Source organism: Alphaproteobacteria bacterium (genome assembly GCA_015231795.1).
Lineage (GTDB): Bacteria > Pseudomonadota > Alphaproteobacteria > Rhodospirillales > WMHbin7 > WMHbin7.
In genome coordinates, this window is the sequence record JADGAX010000001.1 from 581,217 (window position 1) to 595,205 (window position 13,989).

Here is a 13,989-nt window from a genome sequence, read left to right on the forward strand (position 1 = left end):
GATCTCCTTACGAACGCACGGCTTGCACGGCGCGAAGCGCCGCGGCGGTAGCTGACTGAACCGACATCGAGACGTCCAACGGCCCGGTGGCGACACCGGCGCCGAAGACGCCCTCTTCCGAAACCACGAAGCCGTATTCGTCCAACTCGGCGCCCGCAGGCGGCTGGGCCGAAGCCTGCATGCCGGTGGCCAGAACCACCAAGTCATAGGCATTGGCGTAGACTTCGCGCGACAAGGTGTTTTCGCCGCAGACCACGGGTTCGCCTGACGGCCCCTTCTCGATGCGCGACGGCTTCGACTTGATCCAGCGGATGCCCTGATCGGCCTTGGCCTTGCGGTAGAAGGCCTCCAGCTTGTCGTGGGCGCGGATGTCGATGTAATAGATATCGACCTCGGCCTCGGGATATTGTTCGCGCACATAGGCGGCATGCTTCATCGACGCCAAGCAGCAGATGCGCGAGCAATAGGCCAGATGGTTGAGATCGCGCGACCCCGCGCACTGGATCAAAGCCACCTTTTTGGGCGCTTCGCCATTCGAGGGCCGCAGAACCTTGCCATGTGTGGGGCCGTCATGCGAGGCCAGACGCTCCATCTCGACATTGGTGATGACGTCGGCGATCTCGCCATGGCGATACATGGTCAGCTTGCTGGGGTCATAGGGACGCCAGCCGGTGGCCCAGATCACGGCGCCGACATGCAAGGTAAAGGTATCGGGCTTTTCTTCCAGATTGACCGCATCCACCTTGCAGGCGGCCTTGATGGCCTGGCCTTCCGGCGTGCCGACGACCGAGGCGTCGACGATATAGCGCATCGGGAAGGCCATGGTGTGCGGAAGGTATGCCGCCTTGACCTTGGATAGATTGTAGTTGAACGGATCGGCCACCTCGCTGGTGGCGGCATTGGCGCAATCGCCGCAGGCGGTGCAGGCCGGGGTGACGTAGCGCGGCGTGGTGGTCACGTTCACAGTATAGTCGCCAGCGCTGCCCGCAATCCCCGACACTTCGGCCATGGTGAAGACCTTGATGCGGGGATTCTTCTTGATGCGCTGATAGTTGATTTCCAACCCGCAGGTCGGATGGCACATCTTGGGGAAGTAGCGGTTCAAGGCCGCCACCCGCCCGCCCAGCGTGGGCGCCTTTTCGATCAGAACCACTTCCGAGCCGCATTCCGCGGCTTCGAGAGCGGCGCTGATGCCGCCAATGCCGCCGCCCACCACAAGGACGGTCTGGCTTTTGGGTTTGTCACTCATAGGCACCTCACACTTTGCGGGCTGATGAACCGGCCTGAACTTACTTGCTCAGGGTAGCGTAGTATTTGCGTAGAATTTCGACCACTTCGGGGCGCGAGAATTCGGGCGGGATCGGCTCGCCCTTGCTTAGCATTTCGCGCTGCTTGGTGCCCGAGATATTGATCTGGCTTTCCTTGCCGTGCGGGCAGGTCTTGGCGGTGGCCATGCCGTAGCACTTGGTGCAGAAGAAGGTGATGTCGATCTTCAAAGCCTGGGTGACCATGGCGCCCGGCCACAGCTCGTCGAAGATATGCTGGGCGTCGAAGGGGCCGTAGTAATCGCCGACGCCTGCATGGTCGCGCCCGACGATCAGGTGCGAGCAGCCGAAATTCTGGCGGATCACGGCGTGGATCAAGGCCTCGCGGGGACCGGCATAGCGCATCTCGATCGGATAACCGGCCTGGATGACCGTACCCGGCACGAAGTAATTGTCGATCATGGCGCCGATGGCTTCGGTGCGCACTTCGGCGGGAATGTCGCCTTCCTTCAGCTTGCCCAGCACCTGATGGATGAAGACGCCGTCCGTCACTTCAACGGCAATCTTGGCCAGATGCTCGTGCGAGCGGTGCATCGGGTTGCGGGTCTGGAAGGCGGCCACCTTCGACCAGCCCTTTTCGGCGAAGACGGCGCGCGATTCGGCGGGACGCAGATAGAGGTCCTTGTACTTCTCGGGATAGACGCCTTCCGACAGGGCGCGCACGCGGCCAGCGATATTCACCGCCGCCTGCTCGTTCACCTTGGCGACGCCGGGATGTTTGGGGTCGGTGGTGCGGTAAACGTGGCTGTTTTCGAAATCGCGGTCGATGGTGTATTTCTCGGACACGTCGATGATGGCCATGATCTCGCCGGTCTCGCCGTCCACCAGGGCGGCTTCCTCGCCGACGCCGATCGAATCGGCCAGCGCCTGATCGGCCGACAGGGTGATGGGAATCGGCCAGAAGAGGCCATTGGCCATCTTCATGTCGGCGCACACGCCTTTCCAGTCAGCGCTTCCCATGAAACCGTCCAACGGCGTATAGGCGCCCATGGCCAGCATGATGACGTCCGACGTCTCGCGCGAGGTCATCGGGATCTTCTTCAAAGAAGCCGCGCGCTTCAGCTCAGGGCCACGCTCCACTTCGGGCAGCAGCAAAGGCTTCAATGAATCGCCGCCATGCGGAGGCACAAGTTTGGACATAGTCTCTCCTTCCCCATTTGGTTTTTATGGCCGCAGGCGTCTGGACGCAACCACCTGCTATTAGGGCCGCCTCATATGGGCGGCCACGAATATGCGCCCTTTATGATATAAAATTACGTTTTCTGCAAAGGGGAAAAAATATTGGAACCCAAGATTTTGCCAACCCTTTGAATTGCCAAGAGTGGGATTTCCCCTTTGCCTAGTGGTCCGATTCCGACATTTGCGACCCGTCGCGCCACGCTCGAAAGCAAATGTCGGAATCAACAGGACCACTAGCAACTATGTGTTTCTAGTGGAGCTTTTGAATTTGACATTCGAAATCAAGCGCGCTGACCGTGGGACTCGAATGTCAAATTCGCTCCACTAGCGTTTGAACAATTTGCGCTAAAAACTTCACTGAGTAATTCTAATTCACAATGCCTTGGCGACCGGCAGTTCGTCCCACCTCGTCGTCCAGGACCGAGAGCGATTGGCCGACTTGCCCTGCCAGGGCTTGTTCAGTCCGGCGGCCAGGGGCTTTAAGGTGTCGCGCCCCATGCGGGCATTGATGGCGTCCATGGCGGCCATCAGGCGGCCAGCCTTGTCGCGCTCAAGGCTGCTGCGCCCGAACAAGGAAGGCGTGGCGCGCCCCTCCTCCACCAGCCCGGCCAGCATCACGCCCGCCTTGGCGAAACGGATGCCGGGCCGCCAGATTTGCGCCGCCAGCCGCTTGGCCTCGCCGACCAGCAGACAGCCATCCGACGACGGCTCGACCAGATGGACGCCCAAACAGCCCGAATAACGCAGGGACGGTTCGGCAAACCGATTGGCATGGGCATAAGCCTGGATATAAGCGGCGGCCAGCCCCTCGGCCCTGATCTTCTCGGCGGCCCGGTGCGCAAAGGCGGCCACGGCTTCTTGCAATTCATGGCAACCGGAAACCGGCCTGCCGAAGGATCGGCTGACCACGGCGCTTTGGCGGGCGGGCGGCACATCGTCCAGCCCCAGGCAGGGCAAGCCGTTCAACTCGCGGACCAGACGTTCGCCGACCACGGTGAAGGCGCGCCTAGCCTTCTTCGGATCAAGTGCGGCCAGATCGCCCGCCGTGCGCACCCCCATGGCGATCAGGCGCGGCGCCAACTGGCGGCCAACGCCCCAGACTTCGTCGATGGGAATTTGGGGGAGCACGGCGGCGCGCACGCCTGGCGCCATCAGACTGGCCACCCCTTCGAAGGCCGCCACCTTCTTGGCCAGATAATTGGCCAGCTTGGCCAGCGTTTTGGTGGGGCCGAAGCCCACGCCCACGGAAATGCCGGTCCAGCGCGCCACGCGGTCCCTGATTTCGCCGCCCAAAGCCAGTAGTTTGCCTTCGTCGCCTCCAAAACCCGGAAAGGCCAGAAAACTTTCATCGACCGAATAGACTTCAAGTTCAGGCGTGAAGCCGCGCAGCACCTCGGTCACCCGGCGGCTCATATCGCCATACAGTTCGAAATTACCGGAAAAGACGCGCACGCCGTGCGCCGCCACGATCTCTCTGATCTTGAACAAAGGCGCGCCCATGGGAATGCCCAGCGCCTTGGCCTCGGGGCTTCTGGCCACCGCGCAACCGTCATTGTTGGACAGTACGACGACGGGCACGCCCTTAAGCGACGGATCGAACGCCTTTTCGCAGGAGGCAAAGAAATTATTGCCATCGACCAGGGCGATGGGAGGCGTGGGAAAGGCCATGGCGCAGCGCCTTTCTTTTCACGCCCGACAATCAGCCGAAATAGATCAGCCACCAGAAGGAAAAGACGCCAATGGGAAACAACGAGTCGCGCAGCCACGCCCGCTCGTCGTCGGCCTTTGCACCGTTGCCGCCAGGCGCCGTTGCGCCGTTGCCGCCGGGCGCCAGACCAGCAAAAAGCCCTCTGAAATCCATATTGTATAAATGTCGCATCTTCGTCTCCTGTCCATATCCGGTCATGTGTGCAATCGCTCTCACCCGCAACCCCGTTCCTCGCCCAGATGTCGGCGGATGGTAGCCACCACCACCCCCCATATTTCAAAGCCGCTTTCCGTCGGCACGATGCAGGCGTTGAATTTGGGATTCTCGGCGTCCAGAAACAGACGCCCGCCCCGCAGGCGCAGGCGTTTCAGCACGAACTCGCCCTCCAGCACCGCCACCACGACATGGCCGGGCTTGGCATTGATCGAACGGTCGACGATGGCCAGATCGCCATCCAGAATGCCCGCCCCCGTCATGCTGTCGCCCGAAATGCGCAGCATGAAGGTGGCCGCCGGATGGCGGATGAGAAGCGAGGTCAAATCAAGCCCTATCGCCTGATGATCGGCCGCCGGCGAGGGAAAGCCCGCCTGCAGGGCTTGATCGAAAAAGGGAACGGTAGCGCGCCCCCCCTCAGGCCCGCCCCCGGCAACGGGGCTGCCTCCCGCCTTCGCCCCCGCCAAGGGGGCGGCGGTTCCGGGTAGGGGTGACGTCAACTCAGCGAAGGGCGCACTTGGTTCCATACGAAGATCATACGGAACAAAACGGAACTTGTAAAGAACGTTTTACAAACTCAGCCGAGACGAAGCGGAATGTCCTCGCCGGTCCGGGGCAGGGTTATTGCGGCCTAATTCGCCGTCTGATCGAACTTGACCACTTCCATCAATCGTTTCACTTGGCCCTTAACGCCTTGCAAGCTCAGGGTGGCCCCTTTGCTTTTGGCCTTGTCGCGCACCAGCATGATCATGCCAAGCGCCGACGAATCGATGAACTCCACCTGGGAAAGATCGAAAACGACGCGCTTCACGCCCGCCTCGTCGAACATGGACAGCAATTCCTTGAAGGCATTGTAATCGCGCGACGTAATGCGCCCGCTGAGGGCGACAAGCCTGTCCCCTGCGTTGGTTTGAATATTATGTTGCATAAATCCCTCCACGCCATGACGTCACGCAACAAGGCGTGACGAATAACCTTAAAAGGAGTACGGGCTATCGTCAATGCCACGCAAAATAATAAAATGACTATCATCAGTATCGTAAGATAAAACATCAAGTAATTACAGATGAGTACCAAGACATCATGAACATGGCAAGGACACATATCCCCTTGTCTTATAATGACAATCTACTTTGCGCATCATAAATTACAGAATTCATTCAAGTTTCTGGCAAGAAAAAAAGGGGGCAAATGCCCCCTTTTTGTCCTGTGCGCAAAGAACAAGCAGCGCTAGCGCAGGATCGTTTAACTCCAAGTCACTCCACTGACATGGAGTTAAACGTGAATCCTTCGCTGAAACAGATTGGTAGAGCGGATTCACGCGCGAAATCTGAGCCGTTTAATGGCTCAGATTCCTTCCGATCCGCTCTAAGCCGCCATCTGGAAACTTGCCAGATTCATGATGCGCTTGACTTGGCCCTTGGCGCTTTTGAAGGTCAGGCCGATATTCTTGCTGCGCGCCGCGTCGCGGACCAGCATGAACATGCCAAGCGCTGACGAATCGATGAATTCGACCGCCGACAGATCAAGCTCGACGCGGTGCCCGTTGCATTCCTGCACAAGAGCGATGACCGATTTGATGGCGTCGAAATCGGCGAAAGTGATGCGTCCGGACAGGACGATCTGCTTGCCGGTGGCGGTTTCTTGAGCGGAAAACTTCATGGACGACCTCTCACTTCCTATACGGCTCGCGTTCGAACGTTCGCCAGATTTCGTAGATGACCTGTTGCACGCATTAGAAGGCGTCGAAATTGTTCCGTCAAAGAAATATTGGCCTTACAAAGACAGGGGGCAAGAGTTATATAACAAATGGAAAGCAAACACTGTGAAAGCAAAGTAATTATTGAATCAAAATTGATTGGCATTTGTTTGCAATTTTATGCAATTCAGCTTTCTAGTTTTCCGGGCAACGCCTTGGAATCGCTGACATCGCGTAAAAATAAGGGCGGGAAATCCCCGCCCTTATGGCCGTGTGAGGCGAATGTGCCGGGTAGACCGGCGGCTTTTTCAGCCCGTGCGGGCCTCGTCAGCGCTTGGCATGCGGCTGGGACGCTTGGCGTCGCTGAAAAATTCCATCTCGCCAGTATCGACCGAATAGGGTTCCACCCCCTGATGATGCCACGAATCGATGCAGGCGATGTGATCGTTGCTGGTCAGGCGGATATGGTTGAAGACGTCTTCCTCGGATTTTCCGTCCATATGGCGGCGTTCGAAACTGTGGGTGAAGCCGTCGCCGCTATTGGCAAGGCGGCTGTGGCGGATCTGGACATCGTATGTCATGGCGCGATCCCTTGGTTTGTTGCGACTTATTCTCATATGGACGGGCGCGCGCGGGGTACAAGGGGGCGAATTAGCCGCTACCTGATCTTTTCGTAGGTCCAGCCGCCCTGGTATTTCGAATCAATATATTTGACCTGAAGCGTGCGGGCGTCCAACAGGCTAACCTGCATCGCGCCTTCGTCGCTCCAACGGGCATTACCCTGCCTGTTGCCGCCCCAGATGTGACGGCCCTTGTAGCCATCGCCGATTTCGTTGACCCTGAATTCGCCGATCACATCGCCCTGAAAACTGTATTTGTCGTCAAGCAGTGCCTCGCGCATCTTGAATCCCCCTTCGCTCGAAGGTTCGATGCTCATCACGAAACCGTTTCTTCGATCAAGCCAAAGACCGGCCAACGGACTTGAGGCGGAAACGGCAGATTGCGCGTCAACTTTCTTCGTTTCCAGCGGCGCTTCGGCCACCGCCTCGACGGGAGCCGCCGCCACCGTGGCGTTATCGATCTTCGTACCAGCAGCAGAAACAGCCGATGGCTTAAAGGCAAGTGCTCGTTTTTGCGCATCGGCCACCTGCTCGGCGCTCATCTGCCTAGCCAAAGCGTCGCGTTCCTTCGCCGCAGCCTTGTCGCCCTGTGCGGCAGCCAGATTCAGCCACATATGCGCGGCCACGTAATCCTGAAGCACGCCCTGCCCGCGTTCAAACATCAGGCCTAAGGCCCTTTGCGAGCGCGGCTCGCCCAGCTTGGCTGAGACGTCCCATTGCCGAAAGGCTTCGGCGGAATTGCCGCCTTTGGCCGCTATTTCGCCCGCCTCATACTCGGCAAAGGCGGGGGCCGCAAAGGACAAAACGGCCAAGGACATCAGGGCTGGTTTGACAAGATTGCAGATCATGACGGCCCCCATTCAAAATAACGACAGAATGAAGGCTAAACGCCGTTCCGGGCGGCTTTATGGCAGGGATTGGGGCAGGCGTGACACAATCGGTAAGGCGGATTACCCCACCAATTTCCGCATGTCGTTGTGAAGCTGACCGTTGCTGGCGATCACATCGCCGCGTTGCATCATGGCGTGGTCGCCCTTCATGTCGGTGACGGTGCCGCCCGCTTCGCGCACCAGGATGATGCCGGCGGCCATGTCCCAGGGCTTGATGTTCTCTTCCCAATAGCCGTCGAAACGCCCGGCCGCCACATAGGCCAGATCGAGCGAGGCCGACCCCATGCGCCGCACACCCGCCGAAACGGCCAGCACGCGGCCAACCTGGGCCAACGTGACATCATGGTCTGGCTTGCCCTTGAAAGGCAGGCCGGTGGCGAACAGCGATTCTTCCAGCTTCTTGCGCACGGAAACGCGCAGGCGCCGCTCGTTCAGCCAAGCGCCCTGCCCCTTCTCGGCCCAGAACATTTCGTCGCTGATCGGGTTGTAGACGATGCCCGCCTGAATCTCGTCGTCCTTGACCGCCGCCACCGAGATGGCGAATTGCGGCAGACCATGCAGGAAATTGGTGGTGCCGTCCAAAGGATCGATGACGAACACATGCTGTCCGTCACCCTTCTTCTCGCCGCCCTCTTCCAACAGGAAGCCCCAGCGGGGACGCGCCTTGGACAATTCCTCGACCAGCGTTCTTTCGGCGTTCAGATCAGCGGTCGAGACGAAATCGGCCGCCCCCTTGACCGAGACCTGCAAATGCTCGACCTCGCCGAAATCGCGCACCAAACGTCTAGCCGCCTTGCGAACGGCGGCTTCCATCACATGCATCAAGGGTGAACGTGCGGCCAACGGATTAGCCCTTATAACGTTCGACGTAGGCCATTTCCGTGGTGTTGACGACAACCTTCTCGCCCGACTCCACGAAGGGCGGCACCATGATGCGAATGCCGTTGCTCATCTTGGCGGGCTTGTAGGAAGCCGCCGCCGTCTGACCCTTGACCACCGGATCGGCTTCCACCACTTCCAAGATCACGGTGCTGGGCAGCGTAACGGAAACCGGCGAGCCTTCGACGAAATCCACCGTCACCAGCATGCCGTCTTGCAAGAAGGGCAGTTGGTCGCCCAGCATGTCGTGCGGCATGTTGAACTGTTCGTAGGTTTCGCCGTCCATGAAGGTCAGCGTGTCGGAATCGCCGAACAGATAGGTGCATTCCTTTTCTTCAACCGAGCATTTTTCCACCGTGTCGGCGGTGCGCCAGCGCTCGTTGGTCTTGGTGCCGGTGCGGATGTCGCGCATTTCGACCTGGATGAAGGCGCCGCCCTTGCCGGGCTGGATCAGCTGAATCTTCAGCACGCCCCATTGGCGGTTGTTGTGCTCGATGATGTTGCCGGGACGAATGGTATTGGCGGCGATTTTCATGGGTAGGTCCGATGATTTGGGGGGTGAAATAGGGGCGGAACCTAACAGGTTCGGAGATTTTGGGCAAGTTTTGAGGAACCGGCTGGATTTTCAGGCGATTTCGGCGGGAATTTTGCCCAATCCCCCTGGCCGGTCCAGAATGTAAACCGGCATCGCCAGGCCGGACAATCTGGGGCGAAGCGCCGCCATCAAGGCGCGGCCCTCGGCTAGACCAAAGCGGAAATGCGCCGTGCCGGGCACCAGGTCGGGATGATGCAGGTAATAGGGCTTCACCCCCGCCGCCAGAAGGGTTTGGAACAAATCTTCCAGCACATCGACCCTATCATTGACGCCCTTCAGCAGCACCGTTTGCGACAACAAGGGCACGCCCGCTTGGCGCAGGCGGCTGAATCCCGCTTGGGCTTCGGGCGTGATTTCACTTGCATGATTGACATGCGCCACCAGATAGACCGGCTTATCAAGCCTTCCCAGCAGGCGGGCCAAACCTTGCGTGATGCGCTGGGGTGCGGCTACCGGCACGCGCGAATGGATGCGCAGGCTTTGCACATGGGAAATAGCGGCCAGTTCCTGCAGCAAAGCCTGAAGACGCTTTTGCGGCAGCATCAAGGGATCGCCGCCGGTCAGAATCACTTCGCGGATTTCTTCATGAGCGCGGATGTAATCCAGCGCCTGGGCCAGCAACTCGGGCGATGGCCCCTTGCCGCCCACTCGGTCGCGGCGGAAACAGAAACGGCAATGAACCGGACAGGCCCAGGTCGGCGCCAGCAGCACACGGTCAGGATGACGATGAATCAGACATTCCGACACCGAATGCGCCAGATCGCCGATGGGATCGACGAGATCGTCTGGCGCCGCATCGGCTTCCCTTGGCGAAGGCTCGAACTGGCGGGCGATGGGGTCGCAAGGATCGCGCCTATCGATCAAGGCCAGGAAGGTAGTCGAGATTTTGCCTTGGAATTTCAAAACGGCTTCCTTGCGCAAGCGACGGGAAAGCCTTTATATCAGGCCCCAGACAAAGGATGGCAAGCACAAGATGAACGACGCATGGCTGGCCCTGCTCTTGGGCATCATCGAAGGACTGACCGAATTCCTGCCCGTTTCCTCGACCGGCCACTTAATTCTGGTGGGCGACATTCTGGGCTTTCACTTTCCCGGTAAGACGTTCGAGATCGTCATCCAACTGGGCGCCGTTCTGGCGGTGTGCGTGGCCTATTGGAAAAGGCTGTGGGGCGCGCTGACCGGTTGCATGGCGGGCGACGCCCCTTCGCGCCATTTCGTTACCTATATTCTGGCAGCCTTCCTGCCCGCCATGGTCATCGGCGCGATGGCCTATAAATACATCCGCCAACTGCTGGACAGCCCGGTCACGGTGGCGGTGGCGCTGATCCTGGGCGGCATCGCCATTTTGCTGATCGAGAAGCGCGTCAAACACGCCAGGGTCCATGCCATCGAGGATTTCGGCCTGCCGATGGCCTTGAAGATCGGCCTGTTCCAATGCGTGTCGATGATCCCCGGCGTTTCGCGCTCGGGTGCGACCATCATGGGGGCGTTGCTGATGGGAGTAGAGCGCAAGACGGCTGCCGAATTCTCGTTCTTCCTGGCCGTGCCCACCATGACGGCGGCCACCGCCTATAAGATCTACAAGGATTGGCCGCTGCTGTCGTTCGAGAATGCCGGCCTGATCGCCATCGGATTCGTATCCGCCTTCGTGGTGGCGTTGCTGGTGGTGAAAGCCGCCGTCAATTTCGTGGGCAGACACGGCTTCGCGCCGTTTGCTTGGTATCGCATCGGTTTCGGGCTGTTGATGCTGGTGTTGTTAGAGGCGAATGCCGGTTAGGGCGGGCAGGCCAAGTTTCTTGCCTGCTTTGACGAAGGTTTTGTCCAGGCTGTAAATGGCCTTCACCTTATGCCGGGCGGCTACCGCCAGATGCAAAGCATCGCCGCCCCTTAAGCCTGTCTCGAAACGCGCCACATAATCCTTGGCGCGAGTGAAATCGGAGGCATCGGGTGCGAATATTTCGAATGACGCATCAAGAATCACTTCGAAATCCTGCAATGACTTCTGCGCCAACTTAGGGCTTGTCGCTTTCATACGAACTTCGCGCGCCAAGGCAGAAGCCAATTCGACCAATGTCCAATGACTGGTGCATAGCCGGTTGCCTGCCAGTTCAGCCATAAGATTCATAACCTTGCCGCTGGAGGCTTCCGTTTTTACCAGCGGGGTCAGAATGCTGGTATCAAAATAGAGCATCAGTATTTTTCGTCGCGAAGTTGGCGGATAATTTCGACGCTAGGCGTGGACCAGGGCGGCTGGCTGGCCCGCAACTCAGCCAGCTTTTTGAAATCGATAGGTTTCAATTTCTTGTGTGCAGGCGCCACCAGCTTGGCGCTGGGCTTGCCATGGCGAGTAATCATCACCTCTTCGCCGGACTCGACACGGTCCAGCAATTCGCTCAAATGCGCCTTAGCTTCAACCAGGGTGACGGTCGCCATTTTGCCCTCGGGGAAATATGACCAGAAAACTGGTCAGATTATAACATCGGTCCAATTTAACGGCAAGAACCACCCCTACGCCGTCGGCTGCTGCTGGAATCCGTCGAAGTCCTTAGGGGCGGAAGGTTCGACGGTGATGCCGCCGACGCGAGCGGCGGGCGGGCCTTCGCGGCACAGTTTCAGCATGGTCTCGACGCCAGCGTCATGGCCCTGGAACACCGCTTCCACCGTGCCGTCGGCGCGATTGCGCACCCAGCCCTTCAAGCCCAGACGATTGGCCTGCTCGACCGTCCAACCGCGATACCAGACGCCCTGCACGCGTCCTGAAATCCGCACATGCACGGATTTCAGACCCGACATCAGGCAAACTCGACGATGATCTGATCGACGGCCAGACTGGACCCCGCCTGGCTGTGGATTTTCTTGACCACGCCGTCACGCTCGGCCTTCAACACATTCATCATCTTCATGGCCTCGACGACGGCCAGTTCCTCGCCCGCCTTCACTTCCTGTCCGCCAGCCACGGCCAGCGACACCAGAAGCCCCGGCATCGGCGAGAGCAGATATTTCGACATGTCGGGCGGCGCCTTCTTGGGCATCAGGGCCGCCAGTTCGGCCTGCCAAGCCGTATAAACCATCACATCGACCTGAGCGCCCGCATGGAACATGCGCCAGCCAATGCTTTTGCGATCAATCTGCACCGACACGGGCTTGCCGTTCACCGATCCTTCGAACAAAGGATTGCCGATCTGCCAGGAATCGGAACGAACGATCTGCTTCTTGCCCTTCAGGATCACGGTCCAACCCGCATCGGCGGATGAAACCACAACCGGATAAGTCAGGTCGTCCAGCTTAACCACCCAATCATTGCCCACCTTCATCTCATGGCCGGGCATCTGGCCGGAAATGCGGGCGTTGCGTTCGGCATTGGCGAAATGCACCGCCGCCGCCACGCAAGCCAGAATCGCCGGATCTTCGGGCGGCAGGTCGGCTGCGTTGAATCCGTTCTTGTACTCCTCGGCGATGAAGTTGGTGGTCAAGCGGCCTTCCACGAAACGCTGCTGGCTCATCAGCGAGGCCAGAAAGGGAATGTTGTGCGAAACGCCGCGGATAAAGAAGCGATCCAGGGCTTCTCGCATGAAGGCGATGGCCTCGGTCCTGTTTTTGCCATAGGTGATCAGCTTGGCGATCATCGGATCGTAGAACATGCTGATCTCGCCGCCCTCGTACACGCCGGTATCGACGCGCACCGATTCCGATTCCTCGGGCGGGTTGTAGCGGATCAAGCGCCCCGTCGAGGGCAGGAAATTGCGAAACGGGTCTTCGGCATAGACGCGCGATTCGATAGCCCAGCCGTTGATCTTGATGTCGGCCTGCTTCATGGGCAGTTTCTCGCCCGCCGCCACGCGGATCATCCACTCCACCAGATCGATGCCGGTGATCTTCTCGGTCACCGGATGCTCGACCTGCAGGCGGGTGTTCATTTCCAGGAAATAGAAATTGCGCTTGGCGTCGACGATGAACTCCACCGTACCGGCCGAGACGTAATCGACCGCCTTGGCCAAAGCCACCGCCTGCTCGCCCATCGATTTGCGGGTCTTGGCGTCCAGGAAGGGCGACGGCGCTTCCTCGATCACCTTCTGATGACGGCGCTGGATCGAACATTCGCGCTCGGCCAGATACAGCGTGTTGCCATGGCTGTCGGCCAGAATCTGGATTTCGATATGGCGCGGCTCCTCGATGAATTTCTCGATGAAAACGCGGTCGTCGGCGAAGCTGGATTTGGCTTCCGCCGTGGCCGAACGGAATCCTTCGCGGCACTCGGCGTCGTTCCAGGCGACGCGCATGCCCTTGCCGCCGCCGCCCGCCGAAGCCTTCACCATCACCGGATAGCCGATGCCTTTGGCGATCTTCACAGCCTCGTCGGCGTCCTTGATCACGCCCAGATAGCCGGGCACGGTGTTGACGCCAGCGGCTTTGGCCAGCTTCTTCGATTCGATCTTGTCGCCCATGGCGTAGATGGCTTTCGCCCCCGGGCCGATGAAGGCGATGCCCGCCTTGGCGAGCGCCGCCTGAAATTCCTGCTTCTCCGACAAGAATCCGTAGCCCGGATGCACGGCCTTAGCGCCCGTTTTCTTGCAAGCATCGACGATTTTGTCGATCAACAGATAGCTTTGCGCCGATTGGGGCGGGCCGATATGCACTGCCTCGTCGGCCATCGCCACATGCAGCGCGTCCTTGTCGGCGTCGGAATAGACGGCGACGCTTTTGATGCCCAGCTTCTTGCAGCTTTTGATGACGCGGCAAGCGATCTCGCCTCTGTTGGCGATCAGGATCTTGTCGAACAGCGGCCCGGCTTTGGCCTTGGCGGCTGGCGTCGGCGACGGCTTCGCCTTGGCTTTGGGGGCGGGCTTGGCGGTTTTCTTGGCGGTCATGGTCTCTCCCTCT

General features: G+C 59.3%; 17 protein-coding genes. 1 reads left to right on the forward strand and 16 read right to left on the reverse strand.

Going from position 1 to position 13,989, the window contains the following annotated elements; all coding sequences use genetic code 11:
* Positions 1–7: 7 nt before the first annotated feature.
* The 12 genes from HQL44_02795 to HQL44_02850 all read right to left on the reverse strand — a co-directional run bounded on the left by HQL44_02795 (position 8) and on the right by HQL44_02850 (position 10,029).
* Positions 8–1,249: a CoB--CoM heterodisulfide reductase iron-sulfur subunit A family protein gene (locus HQL44_02795; protein ID MBF0267500.1), complete on the reverse strand. Its 1,242-nt coding sequence runs from the start codon at positions 1,247–1,249 to the stop codon at positions 8–10.
* A gap of 40 nt (positions 1,250–1,289) precedes the next feature.
* Positions 1,290–2,465, reverse strand: a complete 1,176-nt coding sequence (gene sat / locus HQL44_02800; protein ID MBF0267501.1) for a sulfate adenylyltransferase — start codon at positions 2,463–2,465, stop codon at positions 1,290–1,292.
* A 411-nt stretch (positions 2,466–2,876) separates the two neighbouring features.
* Positions 2,877–4,172: a Y-family DNA polymerase gene (locus tag HQL44_02805; protein ID MBF0267502.1), complete on the reverse strand. Its 1,296-nt coding sequence runs from the start codon at positions 4,170–4,172 to the stop codon at positions 2,877–2,879.
* A gap of 31 nt (positions 4,173–4,203) precedes the next feature.
* On the reverse strand, positions 4,204–4,383 hold the full coding sequence (locus HQL44_02810) for a hypothetical protein (protein MBF0267503.1): 180 nt from the start codon (positions 4,381–4,383) through the stop codon (positions 4,204–4,206).
* A 41-nt stretch (positions 4,384–4,424) separates the two neighbouring features.
* Positions 4,425–4,952 (reverse strand): translesion error-prone DNA polymerase V autoproteolytic subunit, encoded by a 528-nt coding sequence (gene umuD / locus HQL44_02815; GenBank protein ID MBF0267504.1) that lies wholly within the window; start codon positions 4,950–4,952, stop codon positions 4,425–4,427.
* A gap of 104 nt (positions 4,953–5,056) precedes the next feature.
* Positions 5,057–5,353, reverse strand: a complete 297-nt coding sequence (locus tag HQL44_02820; GenBank protein ID MBF0267505.1) for an STAS domain-containing protein — start codon at positions 5,351–5,353, stop codon at positions 5,057–5,059.
* 440 nt (positions 5,354–5,793) lie between these two features.
* Positions 5,794–6,087, reverse strand: coding sequence for an STAS domain-containing protein (locus HQL44_02825; GenBank protein ID MBF0267506.1), 294 nt, complete (start codon positions 6,085–6,087; stop codon positions 5,794–5,796).
* Between the two features lie 345 nt (positions 6,088–6,432).
* Complete coding sequence (locus tag HQL44_02830; protein MBF0267507.1) at positions 6,433–6,705, reverse strand: hypothetical protein; 273 nt, start codon at positions 6,703–6,705, stop codon at positions 6,433–6,435.
* A 77-nt stretch (positions 6,706–6,782) separates the two neighbouring features.
* Positions 6,783–7,592, reverse strand: coding sequence for a sel1 repeat family protein (locus tag HQL44_02835; protein ID MBF0267508.1), 810 nt, complete (start codon positions 7,590–7,592; stop codon positions 6,783–6,785).
* Positions 7,593–7,694: 102 nt separating this feature from the next.
* On the reverse strand, positions 7,695–8,477 hold the full coding sequence (locus tag HQL44_02840) for an inositol monophosphatase (protein ID MBF0267509.1): 783 nt from the start codon (positions 8,475–8,477) through the stop codon (positions 7,695–7,697).
* Positions 8,478–8,481: 4 nt separating this feature from the next.
* A complete protein-coding gene (efp, locus tag HQL44_02845; GenBank protein MBF0267510.1) occupies positions 8,482–9,048 on the reverse strand; it encodes an elongation factor P in 567 nt (188 codons plus the stop codon).
* A gap of 90 nt (positions 9,049–9,138) precedes the next feature.
* The gene (locus tag HQL44_02850) at positions 9,139–10,029 is read right to left on the reverse strand and encodes a KamA family radical SAM protein (protein ID MBF0267511.1); all 891 of its coding nucleotides are present in this window, start codon (positions 10,027–10,029) and stop codon (positions 9,139–9,141) included.
* 52 nt (positions 10,030–10,081) lie between these two features.
* On the opposite strand from HQL44_02850, the gene HQL44_02855 reads away from it, so the two are divergent.
* Positions 10,082–10,885, forward strand: a complete 804-nt coding sequence (locus tag HQL44_02855; GenBank protein ID MBF0267512.1) for an undecaprenyl-diphosphate phosphatase — start codon at positions 10,082–10,084, stop codon at positions 10,883–10,885.
* On the opposite strand, the gene HQL44_02860 is transcribed toward HQL44_02855, so the two are convergent.
* The 4 genes from HQL44_02860 to accC all read right to left on the reverse strand — a co-directional run bounded on the left by HQL44_02860 (position 10,865) and on the right by accC (position 13,889).
* Complete coding sequence (locus HQL44_02860) at positions 10,865–11,299, reverse strand: type II toxin-antitoxin system VapC family toxin (protein ID MBF0267513.1); 435 nt, start codon at positions 11,297–11,299, stop codon at positions 10,865–10,867. The genes HQL44_02855 and HQL44_02860 overlap by 21 nt on opposite strands.
* Positions 11,299–11,541 carry a type II toxin-antitoxin system Phd/YefM family antitoxin gene (locus HQL44_02865; protein ID MBF0267514.1) on the reverse strand — a complete coding sequence of 81 codons (243 nt, stop codon included), beginning with the start codon at positions 11,539–11,541 and terminating at the stop codon, positions 11,299–11,301. Before HQL44_02865 ends, HQL44_02860 begins: the two co-directional genes overlap by 1 nt.
* Positions 11,542–11,616: 75 nt before the next feature.
* A complete protein-coding gene (locus HQL44_02870) occupies positions 11,617–11,892 on the reverse strand; it encodes an acylphosphatase (protein MBF0267515.1) in 276 nt (91 codons plus the stop codon).
* An 8-nt stretch (positions 11,893–11,900) separates the two neighbouring features.
* Positions 11,901–13,889 carry an acetyl-CoA carboxylase biotin carboxylase subunit gene (gene accC, locus HQL44_02875; GenBank protein ID MBF0267516.1) on the reverse strand — a complete coding sequence of 663 codons (1,989 nt, stop codon included), beginning with the start codon at positions 13,887–13,889 and terminating at the stop codon, positions 11,901–11,903.
* Positions 13,890–13,989 lie beyond the last annotated feature (100 nt).